The 17234-nt window shown below is 75.8% G+C and carries 12 protein-coding genes; 9 read left to right on the forward strand and 3 right to left on the reverse strand.

The genetic code is table 11. From position 1 onward, the window contains the following. Positions 1 to 7: 7 nt before the first annotated feature. Positions 8 to 679 carry a type 1 glutamine amidotransferase gene (locus C7Y72_RS10795; RefSeq protein WP_158276797.1) on the reverse strand — a complete coding sequence of 224 codons (672 nt, stop codon included), beginning with the start codon at positions 677 to 679 and terminating at the stop codon, positions 8 to 10. A 28-nt stretch (positions 680 to 707) separates the two neighbouring features. Here C7Y72_RS10795 and C7Y72_RS10800 point away from each other — a divergent pair, with 28 nt between their 5' ends. From C7Y72_RS10800 to C7Y72_RS10825, 6 genes are read left to right on the forward strand one after another with little or no spacing between them, the layout of a single operon-like run. Next, positions 708 to 1664, forward strand: a complete 957-nt coding sequence (locus C7Y72_RS10800; protein WP_107568742.1) for an aldo/keto reductase — start codon at positions 708 to 710, stop codon at positions 1662 to 1664. Positions 1665 to 1675: 11 nt separating this feature from the next. Beyond that, on the forward strand, positions 1676 to 1924 hold the full coding sequence (locus C7Y72_RS10805) for an Ada metal-binding domain-containing protein (RefSeq protein ID WP_107568743.1): 249 nt from the start codon (positions 1676 to 1678) through the stop codon (positions 1922 to 1924). 10 nt (positions 1925 to 1934) lie between these two features. Then, on the forward strand, positions 1935 to 2594 hold the full coding sequence (locus C7Y72_RS10810; protein WP_107568744.1) for a metallophosphoesterase family protein: 660 nt from the start codon (positions 1935 to 1937) through the stop codon (positions 2592 to 2594). Between the two features lie 48 nt (positions 2595 to 2642). Beyond that, complete coding sequence (locus tag C7Y72_RS10815; RefSeq protein WP_107568745.1) at positions 2643 to 4133, forward strand: hypothetical protein; 1491 nt, start codon at positions 2643 to 2645, stop codon at positions 4131 to 4133. Positions 4134 to 4173: 40 nt separating this feature from the next. After that, positions 4174 to 4425, forward strand: coding sequence for a hypothetical protein (locus C7Y72_RS10820; RefSeq protein WP_107568746.1), 252 nt, complete (start codon positions 4174 to 4176; stop codon positions 4423 to 4425). Positions 4426 to 4485: 60 nt separating this feature from the next. After that, positions 4486 to 5163 carry a hypothetical protein gene (locus C7Y72_RS10825; protein WP_107568747.1) on the forward strand — a complete coding sequence of 226 codons (678 nt, stop codon included), beginning with the start codon at positions 4486 to 4488 and terminating at the stop codon, positions 5161 to 5163. 7 nt (positions 5164 to 5170) lie between these two features. Here C7Y72_RS10825 and C7Y72_RS10830 read toward each other — a convergent pair whose 3' ends face one another. Beyond that, positions 5171 to 6094, reverse strand: coding sequence for a hypothetical protein (locus C7Y72_RS10830; RefSeq protein WP_107568748.1), 924 nt, complete (start codon positions 6092 to 6094; stop codon positions 5171 to 5173). On the opposite strand from C7Y72_RS10830, the gene hrpA reads away from it, so the two are divergent. Beyond that, positions 6093 to 9959 (forward strand): ATP-dependent RNA helicase HrpA, encoded by a 3867-nt coding sequence (gene hrpA, locus C7Y72_RS10835; RefSeq protein WP_107569756.1) that lies wholly within the window; start codon positions 6093 to 6095, stop codon positions 9957 to 9959. The two genes, C7Y72_RS10830 and hrpA, sit on opposite strands and share 2 nt — an antisense overlap. A gap of 165 nt (positions 9960 to 10124) precedes the next feature. Here the strand turns inward: hrpA and C7Y72_RS10840 are convergent, their stop codons facing one another. After that, a complete protein-coding gene (locus tag C7Y72_RS10840) occupies positions 10125 to 12812 on the reverse strand; it encodes a M14 family zinc carboxypeptidase (protein WP_107568749.1) in 2688 nt (895 codons plus the stop codon). A gap of 116 nt (positions 12813 to 12928) precedes the next feature. On the opposite strand from C7Y72_RS10840, the gene C7Y72_RS10845 reads away from it, so the two are divergent. Both C7Y72_RS10845 and C7Y72_RS10850 read left to right on the forward strand, forming a co-directional pair. Further along, entirely contained in the window at positions 12929 to 14401 is a 1473-nt protein-coding gene (locus C7Y72_RS10845; protein WP_107568750.1) for a TIGR03032 family protein, read from the forward strand. Positions 14402 to 14413: 12 nt separating this feature from the next. Further along, positions 14414 to 17212 carry a beta strand repeat-containing protein gene (locus tag C7Y72_RS10850; RefSeq protein ID WP_107568751.1) on the forward strand — a complete coding sequence of 933 codons (2799 nt, stop codon included), beginning with the start codon at positions 14414 to 14416 and terminating at the stop codon, positions 17210 to 17212. Positions 17213 to 17234 lie beyond the last annotated feature (22 nt).

Below are 17234 nucleotides of genomic sequence, written 5' to 3' on the forward strand. Positions count from 1 at the left end.
CCCGCCCTCAGCCGACCGGGCCGAGCCAGCGCGAGAACAGCCGCAGCGCGGCGCGCGCCGCGGCCGGGCCGTGCGTCGCGAACCCGGCGCGCACCCGGTCCGGGTCGTACGGGCGAGGGTCACGACGGTCCGCGGCGATCCAGCCGTCGAGGATCTCCGCGGTCGCCTCGGGGTGGAACTGCACGCCCAGATGCGGTCCCGCCGCGAACGCCTGCACGCCGCCCGCGTCCTGCGCGAGCACGCGGGCGCGCGGCGGCGGGGTCACCGCGTCCTCGTGGAACGCGAGCCACGGGCCCGGCGGCACCGCCTGCGGGTCGGCGCTGGCCAGCGTCACCCAGTCGACCTGCGGGCGGTCGAGCCGGTGCACCGCGCCGCCGAGCGCCGCGGCGAGCGCCTGATGGCCGAAGCAGATGCCGAGGATCGGCACCCCGGCCAGCGCGGCGCGGCGCAGGAACAGGACCTCGTCGGCGACCCACGGCTGCGAGCCCGTCCCGACCGCGGAGGCGTAGGAGCCCAGCACGACGATCCGCTCCCCGGCGGTGGGGGAGGGCAGCGGCTCGGCGTCGACGCGAACCGTCCGCACGCGCGGGCCGCCCGCCGCCTCGCGCGCGGCGAGGACGCCGCCGAGCAGTCCGGGCGGGACGTCGTCCTGGTGCTGGAGGAGGAGCAGGTCGGGCACGTGCAGCGCGCACGGTAGCGTCCGCGGCATGCCCGCACTCGCCTCCACCGGTCTCGACGTCCATCCGCTGTGCCTCGGCGGCAACGTGTTCGGCTGGACCGCCGACGAGGACGCGTCGTTCGCCGTCCTGGACCGCTACGTCGCCGCGGGCGGCACGTTCGTCGACACCGCCGACGTCTACTCCTCGTGGGTGCCCGACCATCCGGGCGGCGAGTCCGAGGCGGTCCTCGGCCGCTGGCTGGCCGCGCGCGGCGGCCGCGAGGACCTCGTCATCGCCACGAAGGTCGGCATGCACTTCAAGGCCGACCTCGCGAACCTGCGGCCGGAGTCGATCCTGCGCGCCTGCGACGCGTCGCTGGAGCGGCTCGGGGTCGAGACGATCGACCTCTACTACCAGCACCGCGACGACGAGGACGTGCCGCTGCAGGAGAGCCTCGGCGCGTTCGACGAGCTCGTCCGCGCCGGGAAGATCAAGCACGTCGGCCTCTCGAACTTCAGCGCCGCGCGACTGCGCGAGGCGGTCGCCGTCACGCAGGAGCACGGGTACGCGCCGATCAGCGTGCTGCAGCCCCAGTACAACCTCCTGGACCGGGCCGGGTTCGAGGGCGAGCTGCAGGACGTCTGCGTCGAGCACGGCATCGCCGTCGTGCCCTTCTACGGCCTGGCGATGGGGTTCCTCACCGGCAAGTACACGCGGGAGAGCGAGGCCGCGGACATGGGCACGCCGCGCGCGAAGGGCGCGATCAAGACCTACGGCGGGCAGGAGCGCTCGTGGGCCACGCTGGACGCGCTGCGCGCGGTCGCCGCCGAGCACGGCACGAGCGTCAGCGCGGTCGCGCTCGCCTGGCTGCGCGCCCGGGACGCGGTCGTCGCCCCGATCGCCAGCGCCCGCACCGTCGAGCAGCTCGAGGAGCTCCTGCCGATGGCCGAGCTGCAGCTGCGCGACGAGGACCTCGCGGCCCTGGACGCCGCCTCCGCCGGCTGACCGCCCGGGCCGTGTACACGCTGCTCGGACCCGACGGCCCGTACCGCAGCGCCACCCCGGGGACGCTCGGCGGCACCCGTCGCGGGCGCCGCTACGGCCGCCTGGACTGCCCGAGCGCGCTGCGCGCCCTCGCCCGCGGCGACACGTACGCGGCGGGCCGCGTCTTCTTCGCCGACGAGGCCGCGGCGATCGCCTGCGGGTACCGGCCGTGCGCCCGCTGCCTGCCGCAGGCGTACGCCGCCTGGAAGGCGGGCGGGTAGCGTGGCCTCCATGCGCCTCGCGGTGACCGCCGACCTCCACGGCTTCCTGCCCGACGTCCCCCCGTGCGACGTGCTCGTGATCGCCGGGGACCTCACGCCCGCCCACGACCACGACGTCGCCTTCCAGGCCCGCTGGCTCGACACGACGTTCCGCGCCTGGCTGCAGGCCGTCCCCGCCGAGCACGTCGTCGCGATCGCCGGCAACCACGACTTCGTCTTCGAGCGCGCCCCGGAGACGGTGCCGACCGACCTGCCCTGGACGTACCTGCAGGACACGGGGACGACGATCGACGGCGTGCGGTTCTGGGGCTCGCCGTGGCAGCCGTGGTTCTTCGACTGGGCGTTCAACGCCCCCAAGGGCGACACCGACGAGACGTTCCTGCGCGAGCGCTTCGCCGTCGTGCCCGACGACACCGACGTGCTCGTCGTCCACGGGCCGCCCGCCGGGTACGGGGACCGCACGAGCACCGGGATGAGCGTCGGCTCCGCCGCACAGCTCGACCTCGTCCGGCGGACCGCCGCGCAGCTGTGCGTCTTCGGGCACATCCACGAGGGCCGCGGCGACTGGCAGCTCGGCCCCACGCGGCTGATCAACGCCAGCGCGGTGACGCTCAAGTACGCGCTCGTCGACGAGCCGGTCCAGCTCGTCGAGCTCTCCCGGCCGGACTGAGACCGACCTGAGACGGACCTGCGACGCCCGGCGTGCATGCTGGCGGGCATGCGTCCCACGTCCCGCACGCTCGGCCTCGCCACCACCCTCCTGGCCGCCGGGCTCCTGACCCTCCCGACCACCGCCGGGGCCGCCGCCTCGGTCGCCTACGTCGACGACGGCGCGGTCTGGGTCGCGGCGCTGGACGGCACGAGCAAGACCCGGATCGGCCCGCAGTTCACGTTCACCGACAGCTCCGGCGCCCCGGTCACCCAGAAGTACCTCGACGTCGCGATGGCCGACGGCGGCCGGATCGTCGGCGTGCGCAACGAGCCCGGCAAGATCGCGAACCTCAGCCGCTTCCGCGTCTGGGAGCCCAACGGCCAGGTCGCCCGGGGCAGCGGCGGGCAGGAGCTCGACGGCGCGCTGGGCAACGACGGCGCCGGACCGTTCTACGTGTATCCGCTGTCGCTCGACCTCACCCCGGACGGCGCGCTGATCCTCAACAGCTTCCAGAAGACCGCGTTCAACTTCAGCTCGCAGACCTACGGCTACTACGCCCAGCCCGTCACGAACCTCACGGGCCTGCAGCCGGTCAGCGTCACCGGGAACAAGTACGCGACGCTGTTCGGCCGGCGCACCCTCGTGCTCGCGTCCTCCACGCAGATCGCGCTGCAGCAGAACGTCCCGTCGGCGCCCGTCAGCCAGTCCGGCGAGTTCGACCCGTTCCTGACGCTCCAGGCGCCCGCCGGGGAGGACCTCACCCGCAGCGAGCTGTCCGCCGACGGCAAGGTGCTCGCCGTCGCGCGGCAGCGGTTCGACGGCGGCACGCTCGTCTCGCAGGCGATCGACGTCCTGCCGATCAGCGTGTTCGGCCCGCCCGCCACCGGGGACTTCGCCGCCGGCTGCACGATCCCCGCGACCGGGAAGGCCGACCACGTCTCGATCTCGCCGGACTCCACGCGCATCGCCTGGCACGACGAGGGCGGCGTGAAGGTCGCGCCGATCCCGACGTTCACCGGGGCGGACGCCTGCCAGTTCAGCTCCCCGCCGGTCGTGATCTCCCCGACCGGCAGCGCACCCTCGATCGGCGGTGCCGACGCCGCGGTGATCAGCGCGACGATCGACCCGCGGCCCGCGCCGACCACCCCGACGACGCCCGGGACGCCGACCACTCCGACCCCGATCCCGGGCGGCGGCGGGCCCACGACGGCCCCGACGCCGACCTCGTCCGCGCCGACCGTCACGGTGCCGTCGGCCGGCCTCAGCGCCGCGGCGCTCACGTCGACGCGCGGGCTGCGGTTCACCGTCACCGTCCGGCGCGCCGGGCGCGTCACCGCGCGCCTCACCGTCCCGGCCCGCGTCCTGGGCAGGTCGGGCCGCCGTGCGGTCACCATCGCCACCGGCAGCGCGACCGCGCGCGCGGCGGGCCGCCTCACCGTGCGGCTGAACCGCACCGCCGCCGCGAAGGGCAAGGCGCGGCGACTGCGCCGGGCGCGCGCGACGCTCACCGTCACCCAGGCGGGCCGGACCACCACGCGGACGGTCACGCTGCGGTAGGCCGCCGGTTCGCGGCGTGCGCCCCGGGTAGCCGCAGGACATGTCTGCTCCCGCGCCTGTCCCGCCCCCGGAGCGCGCGTCGCGATTCCCGTTCCACTTCGCGCTCCTCCTCCTCGCCGTCCCGGCGACCGTCACGCTGCTCGGCGCCCTCCTGGGCGGCGGCCCGGTCGTCGCGGTCGGCCTCGCGCTGCTCGTGCTCGCGCTCGTGTTCCTCGGCGTCGGCGGCCTGCTGCGCCGCCGCGGCTTCGAGGAGCGCCCCGGCCGCCACCCCGTGCGGCCACCGTCGGCCTGAGCGGTCTCGACCCGGTCTCGGGGCGTGGCACCGGGCGGACCCGCACCGTAGGTTCGCCCGATGGGCATCCTCGCGGACGTCGTCGACAGCGTCTTCTTCGACGTCTTCACGCCCGGGGGCCGCGACCGCGGGCTGGCGCGGCTCGTCGCCCACGGCGAGGCCCGCCCCGCGACGGTGGACGGCTACCGCGTGCGCTCCGGAGGCGACAGCACCGACGAGCACTGGATCTCGCTCACGGTCCACGGGGACGCCGGCCCGTTCCGCGCCACCGTCCGCCAGCAGCTGCTGCCCCACCCCGAGCGCGCGCCGCTCGGCACGCCCGTCACGGCCCTGCACCACCGCGACCGCGTCGCCGTCGACTGGGGCGCGACGCTGCGCGCCCAGGGCGTCGACCCGGGCGACCGGGCGACCGTGCTGGCCGGTCGCACGCTGCGCCGACCGCTGCCCCCGGGGATCGACGACGCGCGGATCGATCGACGGCGCCTCGAGCGCGGCACGGCCGCGGAGGCCGCCGTCGTCGCGGTCGAGCCCGTCGAGGTGTTCGGCATGCCGACCGAGAACGTCGACCTGCACCTGCAGCTCGAAGGCCGTGCGGTCACGGTGCGCCGCGCGGTGCTGCCGCACTACGCCGTCGCGCTGACCGTCCCCGGCGCGATCCTCCCGGTCGCCGTCGACCGCAAGGACCCCACCCGGGTCACGGTCGACTGGGCGGCGGCCGCGGAGCGCGCGGCCGCCTGAGTCCCGGTCAGTCGCAGCCCTGGATCGCCTTCGCGGTCCGCTGCGAGAGCTCGGTCAGCACGGCCTTGTCCTGGCCGACCGCCGCGACGATCTCGTCCTCGCTGATCGTCGAGCGCAGCTCCTCGAGCACGCAGTCGATCTGCTCGGCGCTCGCGCCGTCGCGCTCGGCCGACTGCCGGATGCCCGACTCGAACTGGCTGCGCAGCAGCGACACGTCCTCGTCGGAGGAGCCCGAGGCGTCCTCGGACGATGCCGACGAGTCCTCCTCGGCGCCCGAGGCGCCGGTGCTCGCGCCCGAGCCGCCCGCCTGCGCCGCGCAGTCGGTGATGACCTTCACGAAGTTCGCGTCCGGCTCCTTGTCGCCGATCGCCGCGTAGGCCAGCTTCTTGAACGCGGCGTCGTCCAGCTTCTGGAACCCGGCGCCGACGCAGTCGCGCACGGACTTCTCCGCCAGCGGCCCGTCGCTCGCGTCGAAGCTGCCCTGCTCGATCGAGGTCGTCAGCTGGGACCGCAGGAACGAGACGCCGAGGTCGCTGACCTTCCAGTCCCCGTCGGCCTTCTCGAAGCTGATCTCGCCCTTCGCGCCGTCGCTGTCGCCGCCCTGCACCGTCACCTGCGCGGTGGCCTTGTCGCCGTCGACCTGCACGTCCGAGACCGACGCGCCGGTCGGGCGCGGATCGTCGTCGGGCTTCGGGGTCTCCGCCGTGCGGCAGGCGTCGACCGACCCGTACACGGCCGTGACGAAGCCGCTCGTCACCGTCTCGACGCACTTGACCTCGGGGTCGGTCGTGCTCAGCGCCTTGCTGACGACCGCCTCGATGTCCTGCTCGTCCCCGCCTCCGCCGCTCTCGCCGTCGTCGCCGCAGCCGGCGATCGCCAGGGCCGCGGTCCCGGCGAGCAGTGCCGCCGTCCTCGTGAAGTTCCTGTTCATGCCCGCATCCTCGCTGGTCGGGCGGCGGCGCGCCAGCCCGGCTCGCCGGACCGGCTTTTCTATCCTCGGTGCAGTGCCCGCGTCGTCCACCGCCGCCCGGGCGGCCCGGCGGGCCGCATCGGTGCCCCCGATCACCTATCCGCCGCAGCTGCCGGTCAGCGCCCGGCACGACGAGCTGCTCGCAGCCATCCGCGACCACCAGGTCGTCATCGTCGCGGGGGAGACCGGCTCGGGCAAGACGACGCAGCTGCCGAAGATCTGCCTCGAGCTCGGGCGCGGGGTGGAGGGCACGATCGCCCACACGCAGCCGCGGCGGATCGCCGCGCGCACCGTCGCCGCCCGCATCGCCGAGGAACTCGGCACCCCGCTCGGCGGGGTCGTCGGCTACGCGGTGCGGTTCGAGCGCAAGGCCACCGACGAGACGCTCGTGCGGCTCATGACCGACGGCCTGCTGCTCGCCGAGATCGAGCACGACCGGCTGCTGCGCCGCTACGACACGATCATCGTCGACGAGGCGCACGAGCGGTCGCTGAACATCGACTTCCTCCTCGGCTACCTCGCGCGGATCCTGCCGGAGCGCCCCGACCTCAAGCTCATCATCACCAGCGCCACGATCGACGCGGACCGCTTCGGCGCGCACTTCGGCGGCGTCCCGGTGATCGAGGTGTCGGGCCGCACCTACCCCGTCGAGGTCCGCTACCGCCCGCTGGGGGAGGACGAGGACCCGTCGCCCGACGGCGACGAGGACGACGAGGACGCGGGACGCACCCGCGACCGCGACCAGACCGAGGCGATCGGCGACGCGATCGAGGAGCTCCCCCGCCAGGGCGACGTGCTCGTGTTCCTCTCCGGGGAGCGCGAGATCCGCGACACCGCCGACTACCTCGCCGGCCGGCTCGGGGACCGCGTCGACCTGCTGCCGCTCTACGCGCGGCTCTCGACCGCCGAGCAGCAGCGCGTCTTCCGCCGCGGCCCGCAGGAGACCAACCGCCGGGTCGTGCTCGCCACCAACGTCGCCGAGACCTCGCTGACCGTGCCGGGCATCCGCTACGTCGTCGACACCGGCACCGCGCGGATCAGCCGCTACAGCTCGCGGCTGAAGGTCCAGCGGCTGCCGATCGAGCCGATCAGCCAGGCGTCCGCCAAGCAGCGCGCCGGCCGCTGCGGCCGCGTCGCGGACGGCATCGCGATCCGCCTCTACAGCGAGCGCGACCACGACGCGCGGCCCGCCTACACCGACCCGGAGATCCTGCGGACCTCGCTCGCCGCGGTGATCCTGCAGATGGCGGCGCTCGGGCTCGGGCAGGTCGCCGACTTCCCGTTCCTCGACCCGCCCGACGCCCGCCAGGTCCGCGACGGCGTGCTGCTGCTGGAGGAGCTCGGCGCGCTCGTCCCGCGCGGCCGCGACGAGCGCGCACCGCTGCAGCTCACCCCGCTGGGCCGCCGCCTCGCGCAGCTCCCGGTCGACCCGCGGATGGGCCGCATGGTCCTGGAGGCCGACCGGCTCGACGCGCTCGACGAGGTCATCGTCATCGTCGCCGCCCTGTCGATCCAGGACCCGCGCGTGCGCCCCGCCGACCTGCGCGCCCAGGCCGACCAGCAGCACGCCCGCTTCAAGGACGAGGACTCCGACTTCCTCGCGTTCCTCAACCTCTGGCGCTACCTCGAGGACCTCCAGCGCGAGGTCTCCCGCAGCGCCTTCCGCCGCCGCTGCCGCGACGAGTACCTGCACTTCCTGCGGGTGCGCGAGTGGCAGGACCTCGTCGCCCGCCTGCGCCAGGCCACCCGGCAGATGAAGCTGCGCATCAACGCGACGCCCGCGCACCGCAACCACGTGCACCAGGCGCTGCTCGCCGGCCTGCTCTCCCACGTCGGCATGCGCGACGCGGCCCGTCGCGAGTACGCCGGGGCGCGCGGCGCGCGCTTCGCGGTCTTCCCCGGCAGCGCCCTGTCACGCCGCCAGCCCGACTGGGTCATGGCCGCCGAGCTCGTCGAGACCTCGCGGCTGTTCGCGCGCGAGGTCGCCCGCATCGACCCGAAGTGGATCGAGCCGCTCGCCGACCACCTCGTCAAGCGCACGTACTCCGAGCCGCGCTGGGACCGTCGTCGCGGCGGCGCGGTCGCCACCGAGCGCGTGACGCTCTACGGCCTGCCGATCGTCGCCGGCCGCACCGTCCCCTACGGTGGCGTCGACCCGGAGGTCGCGCGCCAGCTGTTCATCCAGCACGCGCTCGTGCAGGGCGAGTGGGACACCCACCACGCGTTCGTCGCGGCGAACGCCGCCGCCGTCGAGCAGGTCGAGCGCCTGGAGGACCGCTCCCGCCGCCGCGGCCTGCTCGTCGGCGACGACGTCCGCTACGCGTTCTTCGCCTCCCGGATCCCGCTGGAGGTCCACTCCGCCCGCCACTTCGACCGCTGGTGGAAGGACGCCCGGCGCACCGACCCCGACCGGCTCACGCTCACCACCGAGGAGCTGATCGACCCTGCCGCGCGCGCCGCGCTGGACCCGCAGGCGTTCCCGACCGGCTGGAAGCAGGGTGAGCACGTCCTGCGGCTGAGCTACCGCTTCGAGCCCGGCGCGGCCGACGACGGCATCACCGTGCACGTGCCGCTGGACGCGGTCGGCCAGATCCGTCCGCGCGAGTTCGAGTGGCTCGTCCCCGGCCTGCGGGAGGAGCTCGTCACGACGCTCCTGCGCGGCCTGCCGAAGGAGCTGCGCCGCCCGCTCGTCCCGATCCCGGAGAGCGCGACCGCGGTCCTCGACGGCCTGCGCCCGCGGCGCGAGCCGCTGCACGCCGCGGTCCGTCGCGAGCTCGAGGCGCGCCGCGGGGTGCGCGTGCCCGACGGGGTGCTCGAGGCGATCGCGCTCCCCGACCACCTGCGCGTCACGTTCCTCGTGCAGGACGCCGACGGGAAGATCGTCGCGGGCGGCAAGGACCTCGACGCGCTGCGCGAGCGCGCCCGGCCGAAGCTCGCCGACGAGATCGCCGCGCAGACCCCGGCGCTCCAGCGCAGCGGCCTGAAGGCCTGGACGATCGGGACGCTCCCCCGGGAGGTCCCGGTCCGCGACGGAGCGGCGACCGCCTACCCGGCGCTGGTCGACGAGGGCGCGACCGCCGGCGTGCGCGTGTTCGACAGCCGCGACGCGCAGGCCCAGGCGATGCGCGCGGGCACGCGCCGGCTGCTGCTGCTCAGCGCGCCGTCCCCGGTGCGCTGGGTCAAGGACCAGCTCGACCTCTGGCAGCAGGTCACGCTCGCCGACGCCCCGCTGGGCGGCACCGACGCGGTCCTCGCCGACGCGGCGGGCGCCGCGGTCGACGCGCTCGTGGCGACCGGCGGCGGCCCCGCCTGGGACGAGGCGTCGTTCGCGCGCCTGCGCGGCCACGTCGCCGGGTCGCTCGCCGAGGAGACCGCCGCGATCGTCACCGTGCTCGTCGACCTGCTCGCCCGCCGCGGCGAGGTGATCGAGCGCGCGGCCCGCCTGGAGTCCCCGGCGGTCGCGCCGCTGCGCGCCGACGTGCTGGCGCAGCTCGGGTTCCTCGTGCATCCGGGCTTCCTCACCGCCGCGGGCGCGGCGCGCCTGGGGGACATCGACCGCTACCTGCGCGCGATCCTGCACCGCCTCGCGCGGCTCGCGCAGTCCGACGCCCGCCACCGCGAGCTCGTGCAGGGCCTCGAGGCGGAGATCGCCGGGGTGCGGGCCGGATGGCCGGCCGGGCGGCCCGTCCCGACCGCGCTGCTGGAGCTGCCGTGGCTGGTGCAGGAGCTGCGCGTCAGCCTGTTCGCGCAGTCGATCGGCACCCGCGCCCCGGTCTCGGAGAAGCGGATCCGCGCGGTGCTCGCGCAGGTCACCGCGCAGCGCTGAGCGCCCCTGCTCCCGCCCGGCCGCGCGGCGCGGCGCTCAGAGCGCGAGGAGCTGCGGGCGCACGCCCTGGCGGCGGAGCGCGTCGAGCAGCCGCACGAGGCGCTCGTCGGGATGCCCGTCACCGCGGCGGGCACCGGGGACGCGCAGCTCCGCGCCCCCGCGCAGCTAGGCCGTCACGCGCGCGGCCGGGCCGAGGTCGAGCGTGCGGACCGCGGCGCGCAGCCGGGCCTCGTCCGCGGGACCGACGCGCACGACCGCGTCGGTGGCCCCGGCGGCCGCCCCGACCGTCCGCGCGACGAGCTCCGGGCGGACCGGCACGCGCGGCGTCGCCGTCCGGGGACGGGCGCGGGCGCCGAGCCCCGGCGGGGCGAGCACGGCGTTCGCGAGCATCCGCTCGGTGCCCTCGACCGACCCGCGGAACGCGGCGTCGACCGTGAAGATCACCGCGCGGCCCGCGCCGAACCGCTCGTCGAGCACGACCGGGGTGCCCGCGAGCACCTCGGTGCCCTCCGCGTACCCGGAGATCACCAGCGCGCCGGCCGGCGCGTAGGCGACCGCCTCGCGGCCGCGCGAGCTGCCGCGCTCGACGATCGGGTCGCCGGTGTTGAACACCCAGCTGCGCCCGCCCAGACCCCAGGTGACGGGGGAGCGGTCGTCGACCCGGACCGCGATCGACACGCCGGGCACCTGGAAGCCGCGCGGCGCCGCGACGGTCCGCGCACTGGTCAGGCCCGCCGCCTGCGCGACCCCGAGACCCTGTGCGCGCAGCCCCACGTACGTGCCGCCCGCACGGACGAAGTCCTGCACCGCGCGCAGCCCGAGCGCCGTCAGCGTCGGTGCTCCGAGTGCCGCGTCGGGGACGACGAGGGTCGTGATCCCGCGTGAGGCGAGCGTGCCCAGCTCGGTCTCGGCGACGCGCACGACGTCGACGCCGAGCTCGCGCTCCAGCAGCCAGCGGACCCAGCCCTCGCTCGGGGCCAGGGCGGCCGCCGCCCCCGGGCCGCCGAGCGGCAGCCCGACGTCCGGGACGGTCGTGTCCCCGACGGTGCCCGTCGGGTCGCGCAGGACCGCGACCTTCGGCGTGGGCACGGTGACGGGCGCCGCGCCGGCCGGCGACGCGGTCGAGAGCGCGGTCACCGCCGTGTGGTGCCGGCCCGCGCCGCGGCGCAGCAGCGCGCGCGTCGTGCTGCCGCCCGCCACGATCGCGGTGCCGCGCCGGTGGCGACGCCCGCGGTCGCGGAACGGGGCGCTCGCGCGCCGGACCGTCACGCCCGCGCGCTGCAGGGCGAGCACGAGCCGCAGGCTCTCCAGCGCGTCGGCGTCGACCGCGTAGGCCGGGGCGGCGGGCAGCGACGGTGCGGGCGACGCCCCGACGCCGACGGGGCGCAGCAGCCGCCGGTCGGCCGCGCGCAGCGGGGCGTGCAGGACCCCGCCGTCGAGGCCCATCAGCAGCGGGTTGGACCAGCCGCTGACGTCGTAGAAGTACGGGAACGGCACGTGCGCGTCGTCGGCCAGGAGGGCCTGCACCCAGTGCTTGCGCGACTGGTCCATCGGCACGACGTACGTGCCGGCGGGCAGCGTCACCGTGGTGGCGCGCGGGGCGCCGAGCGCCCGCATCCGCGTGCGCAGCGGGCCGCGCAGGCGCAGGACCTCGACCCCGACGGTCCGCAGCCGCTGGGCGAGCACCGCGACGTCGGCGGCGTGTCGGCCGGCGCGCAGCACGTGCGCGTACACGCGCTCCCGGGGCACCGGGAACCGCACCGTGTTGGTCGGCTGCACCACGACGTTCGGCTCCAGGACGCCGCGCGCGCCCTGCCGCCGCGCCGCCGTCCACTGCGCCGCCCATTCGCGCAGCAGCGCGGTCCGGCCCTGTGCGGCGACCGCCAGGACGGTGTCGGCGAGCAGGCCGTGCTCCTGCACCTTGGCGGGGTAGACGTCCTGGCCGCCCTTCTCGAACGTCATGCCCGCCGCGCCGTAGAGCGTCGTGGGCACCGTGTCCCCGAAGCCCATGAAGAACAGGTCGTAGGTCGTGTAGTTCGTGTAGTCGCGGCCCGCCGCGTCCATCGCCGCGCGCAGCGCCGGCCCGTACACCGCGTTGATCTGGCGCAGCGGGCCGTCGGGGATCTCGTGGTGGATCGGGTCCGCGTTGGGCGGGAAGAACGCGCCGTCCCCGGCCTGCTCGTGCCCGTCGACGAACGCGATCGGCGGGTAGCGCTCCAGCAGGTCGATCTTCACCCGCGTCTCGGGCTGCGTGCGCGCGAACCAGTCGCGGTTGAGGTCGAAGCGGTAGCCGTTCGTGCGCTGCCCGAGCACGCGGCCGTCCGGGTTCTGCAGCGGGAACAGGACCGTCAGCAGCCGGTCCAGCCGCACGGTCCGCGCGCAGTCCGTCGTCGACGCGAGGTCGTACAGGATCCGCATGTGCGCGTCGGTCGCGCTCGGCTCGTTGCCGTGGACCCCGGCGGCGATCCAGACGATCGCGGTGTCGTCCGGTCGCACGCGCGGCGTGCCGGGCCGCGCGTCGCGCAGCGCCCGGGCCCGCGCCCCGATCCGCCGGCGCCCGGCGGGCGTCACGTGCTCGGGCGCGCCGACGTGGACGACCGGCAGCGCGCGCCCGTCGACCGAGCGGCCGGCGATCCCGGCGTCCACCCGGTCACTGGCGGCGTCGACCGCGGCGACGTACCGCTCGATCTCGGCGTTCGTCGCCTGCCGCTCGCCGAGCGGGAAGCCGTTGACGGCCTCCCAGGTCGGGACCGCGGGGAGCGGCGCCCCGCCGGGCGTGCAGGGCACGGCGGCGGCCGCGACACCGGGGAGCGCGAGGGCGAGCAGGAGAGCGAGGAGGAGCCACCGGCGCATCGTCAGGGGCCGAACGGTATCCGGCGGAGGCCGGTACGCGGCGGCCTCACGAGCGCGTGCGACGGCCGTCGCCGTTTCGGCGGCGACCCGTCGCGAACGGCGCTAGGGTGGCGCGGATGGCGTTGCACGCGGTGTTCCTCGTCGGCGCGGGCGCACCGCGGCTCCTCGCGGCCCTGCGCCGCGGCCGATCGGTCTGGACGGCCGATCTCGCGGGCCACGGCGGCAGCGACCCGCAGGTCCGCGAGCGCTTCGCCGCGGCGCTCCGCGACCGGGAGGGCCGCCCGCCGGACGCGCACGCGGCCGGGCTCGCGCTCGCGACGGCCCCCGCCGCGCTGGTCCCGGCACTCGCGAGCGCGTTCCCGGGCGCGCGGTTCGTGCTGCTCGACGGGCTCCGTGACGACCTCGCGCCCGCGCGACAGGTCGCGGTGGACGGCGAGGCGCTGCTGGCCCGGCCCCGCGCGGTGCTCATCGAGCTGTGCGCCTGGCTGGGCACCGACTACGACCAGGCCCTGCTGGGCCCGCTCGAGCAGGCGGCGCGCGAGGTCCGCGCCGGGCAGCCGCTCGCCAGCGGTGCCACCGACAGCGTGCCGGAGACGCTCGCGCGCCTGGGCGGCTCGCTGCTCGTCTCGACGTACCAGGCGGGCAAGCTCGTCTGCGCGCGGGCGCAGCCGGACGGCACGCTCAACACGCACTTCCGCGACCACGACAAGCCGATGGGTCTCGCGCTCGGCCCCGACGGGCGCCTCGCGCTCGGCACGCGGACGGAGGTCTGGGACTACCGCGACGTCCCCGACGCCGCCGCGAAGCTCGAGCCGCCCGACGTCCACGACGCGTGCTTCGTCCTGCGCAACCGTCACGTCACCGGGGATGTCGCCATCCACGAGATGGGCTTCGCGGGGGACGAGCTGTGGATCGTCGCGACGGGCTTCTCGTGCCTGGCGACGCTCGACGCCGACCACAGCTTCGTGCCGCGCTGGCACCCGTCGTGGATCACCGAGCTGGCACCGGGGGACCGCTGTCACCTGAACGGCCTGGAGATCGTGGACGGCGTGCCGCGCTACGTGACCGCGCTGGGCACCGGGGACACCCCCGGCAGCTGGCGCGCGGGGAAGGCCACCGGCGGCGTCCTGCTCGACGTGCCCAGCGGCGAGGTCGTGGCGTCCGGCCTGTCGATGCCGCACTCGCCGCGCTGGCACGACGGCGAGCTGCTGGTGCTCGAGTCCGGGCGCGGGCACCTCTCGCGGGTGGACCCGGCGACCGGCGAGACGACCTGCGTGGCCGAGCTGCCCGGGTTCACCCGCGGGCTCGCGCTCGTCGGCCGGACCGCGTTCGTCGGGCTGTCGCAGATCCGGGAGTCGTCCACCTTCGGCGACCTGCCGCTCACGCAGCGACTGCGAGAGCGCCAGTGCGGCGTCTGGATGGTCGACCTCGACAGCGGCGAGACGACCGGGCTGCTGCGGTTCGCGGATCTCGTCCAGGAGGTCTTCGACGTGCTCTGGCTCCCGGATCGCCGCTTCCCGGAGATCGCCGAAGTCGGGTCGGTGTCCACTTCGGACACGTATGTGCTCAAAGCTGGAGGATTGAGGTAGAAATGCGCCCTCATGTCGCAATCGCGTGCCTTCCTCCGTGCCCAGCAGCGTCGTCGTGACGCCGAGCAGCGCCGCGAGGTGCGACTGCGCCGCGCCGCGCTCGGCGCCCTGGTCGTCGCCGGCGCCGCCGCTCCGTCCGCGTCCGCCGCGACGTTCCCGGTCTCCAACCTCGCGGATGCCGGAGCGGGCTCGCTGCGCCAGGCGATCCTCGACGCCAACGCGGCCCCCGGCGCCGACGAGGTCACCTTCGCGGCCGGGCTCACCGGGCAGATCTCGCTCGCGTCGCAGATCCCGGTCGCGGACGCGCTGACGATCACCGGCCCGTCCGCGGGCGGCATCGTCCTGGACGGGGGCGGGACGACGCGGCTGCTCGACGCCACGGCGGCGCTCACCGTGTCGGACCTGACGCTGCGCAACGGCGACGCAGGCGGCGGCAGCGGCGGCGCGATCGCGGTCTCCGGCAGCCCGCTGCGCCTGACGGACGTGACGGTCACCGGCAGCACCGCCTCGCGCGGCGGCGGCGTCTACGTGAGCGGCAACTCCGTGGAGATCTCCGGCACCACGATGACCGGGAACACCGCCACGTACAGCGGTGGCGCGCTCACGACCGACGGCAACTCGTCCGTGGTCGCCTCGGACCGCCTGACGATCTCCGACAGCGTCTTCAGCGGCAACACCTCGGCCGCCAACGGCGGCGGCGTCGCGCTGTACGACAACTACGTCGACACGCTCGTCCAGCGGACGACCATCGACGGCAACACCGTCACGGGCAACGGCTCGAGCTTCGAGGACGGCGGCGGCATCTGGATCGAGGACACCTACAACGGCCGCTCGACGACCGTCCGCGACTCGACGATCACGGGGAACACGACGCCGGACGCCGGCGGCGGGATCGCCTTCGGGGAGAACTTCTACGGCCCCACCGAGGTCGTCGGCAGCACGATCACCGGCAACACCGCGGCCGTGGGCGGCGGCGTCAGCATGGCCGACGACGAGCCGCTCGCAGGACTGACGGCCTTCGCCGTCCGGAACTCCACGATCACGGGCAACACGGCGACCCAGACCGGCGGCGGCCTCTCCATCGGCTACGCGTCCGGGAGCTCCGACGGGGACACGGCCGTGGTCGGCACCGTGCTCGCCGGCAACACCGCGTCCGGCGGCGCGCCCGACCTCTTCCGCCGGCCGGGGCACACCGGCACCATCACGGTCGGCAACAGCCTCCTCCAGGACCCGACGGGTGCGACCTTCACCGAGGCCCCGGCGGGCACGGTCATCACCGGCGTCGATCCGCGGCTCGGCGCACTCGCGGACAACGGCGGGCCGACGCGCACGCGTCTGCCCCTGGTGGGCAGCCCGCTACGCGACGCGGGCGTCGCGAGCGGCCTGACCGCCGACCAGCGCGGACGGACCCGCACGGTGGACATCCCCGGGGTCGCCGACGCGGCCGGCTCGGACGGGACAGACATCGGCGCGGCCGAGCTGCAGGTCAACGCGATCCCGACGATCGCCGGGCCGGCGAGCGCGGCGGTCGACGAGGACACCCCCGTCACGATCGCCGGCCTCTCGGTCACCGATCCCGACGACACGGGCGCCGCGGGGACCGCGACGTTCGCCGTCGACCGCGGGACCGTGTCGCTCGCGCTGGCGGGTGCGACCGGCAACGGGACCGGGACGGTCACGGTCAGCGCGACCCGTGCGGCCCTGAACGCCGCGCTCGCCGGCGGCGCGCTCACGTACGCCCCGGCACCGGACAGCACGGCCGGCGCGACCCTCACGGTCACCTACGACGACGGCGTCACCGACGAGACGGGGACCCGCGGTACCGCGGTCCCCCGCACGGTGACCCTCGACGTGCGGGCGATCAACGACGCCCCCACGCTCGCCGTCCCGGGAGCCCAGCGCACCGTCGCCGGGGGCTCGTTCGCGTTCGGCACCCTCGGCGGCAACGCGATCCGGGTCGCCGACGTCGACGCCACCACCGTCTCGGTCACCCTGGTGACCGGTGGCGGCACGCTGCGGCTCCCGACGGCCGACGGTCTCGCCTTCCAGGAGGGCGCGCCGTCCGGCGCGACGCGGCTGCGGTTCACCGGTGCCGTCGCCGCGGTCAACGCCGCGCTCGACGGTCTGGCGTACACCGCGCCCGCCGGCCGCAGCGCGCCGGACCGGGTGGACGTGACGGTCGACGACCAGGGGGGGACCGGGGCCGGCGGCGTGCTCTCCGCGGCGGCCGCCGTCCCGGTCACGATCGCCCCGACCGTGACCCCGGCGGGCTCGCCGGTCCTCTGCGGCGAACCGGTGGTGCTCCGTCCCGTCCTCACCGGCACCCGCGTGCAGTTCACCGGCGTGACCCTGCCGGCGTACGCGGGCCGCCAGGTCGAGGTGCGCTCCGGCTCGACGGTCGTCGCCCGGACCACGGTCGCGGCCGACGGCACGTTCAGCCGGACGATCAAGGCGCCGCCGAAGCGCCGCCAGGCGTCCGTGACCTACAAGGCCGTCGTGGCGAACACCGGCTCGCCGACCTACCGGCTCGTGCGCCGGGTCACGATGACCCAGGAGGGCACGAGGCTCACCGGGCGCCTGCGGCTCTCGCGGCAGATCCGCCGGGGCACGACCGGCATCCTCTACGTCGACACCTCGTGCGGGGGACGCAAGCGCGCGGCGAAGATCACGCTCGCGCGCGACGGCCGCTTCACGGCCACGGTGAGTCGCCCCTCTCAGGGCTTCGCGGTCTACCGCGTGCGCATTCGCGTGTCCCGCACCCTCGTCACCTGGACGGCGCCGCTGATCGTGCTGCCCGGATCCGCGCGGTAGCGGTCGGCGCCGCGCGCCGCCC

Source organism: Paraconexibacter algicola, assembly GCF_003044185.1.
Taxonomy (GTDB): Bacteria; Actinomycetota; Thermoleophilia; order Solirubrobacterales; family Solirubrobacteraceae; genus Paraconexibacter; species Paraconexibacter algicola.

Bases quoted from the DNA above. Each gene is read 5' to 3' on its own strand.
- C7Y72_RS10810 (WP_107568744.1), top strand. From the start codon at position 1,935: ATGCGCCTCGCGGTGACCGCCGACCTCCACGGCTTCCTGCCCGACGTC.
- C7Y72_RS10815 (WP_107568745.1), top strand. From the start codon at position 2,643: ATGCGTCCCACGTCCCGCACGCTCGGCCTCGCCACCACCCTCCTGGCC.
- C7Y72_RS10800 (WP_107568742.1), top strand. From the start codon at position 708: ATGCCCGCACTCGCCTCCACCGGTCTCGACGTCCATCCGCTGTGCCTC.
- C7Y72_RS10845 (WP_107568750.1), top strand. From the start codon at position 12,929: ATGGCGTTGCACGCGGTGTTCCTCGTCGGCGCGGGCGCACCGCGGCTC.
- C7Y72_RS10820 (WP_107568746.1), top strand. From the start codon at position 4,174: ATGTCTGCTCCCGCGCCTGTCCCGCCCCCGGAGCGCGCGTCGCGATTC.
- C7Y72_RS10830 (WP_107568748.1), bottom strand. From the start codon at position 6,094: ATGAACAGGAACTTCACGAGGACGGCGGCACTGCTCGCCGGGACCGCG.
- hrpA (WP_107569756.1), top strand. From the start codon at position 6,093: ATGCCCGCATCCTCGCTGGTCGGGCGGCGGCGCGCCAGCCCGGCTCGC.
- C7Y72_RS10850 (WP_107568751.1), top strand. From the start codon at position 14,414: ATGTCGCAATCGCGTGCCTTCCTCCGTGCCCAGCAGCGTCGTCGTGAC.
- C7Y72_RS10840 (WP_107568749.1), bottom strand. From the start codon at position 12,812: ATGCGCCGGTGGCTCCTCCTCGCTCTCCTGCTCGCCCTCGCGCTCCCC.
- C7Y72_RS10825 (WP_107568747.1), top strand. From the start codon at position 4,486: ATGGGCATCCTCGCGGACGTCGTCGACAGCGTCTTCTTCGACGTCTTC.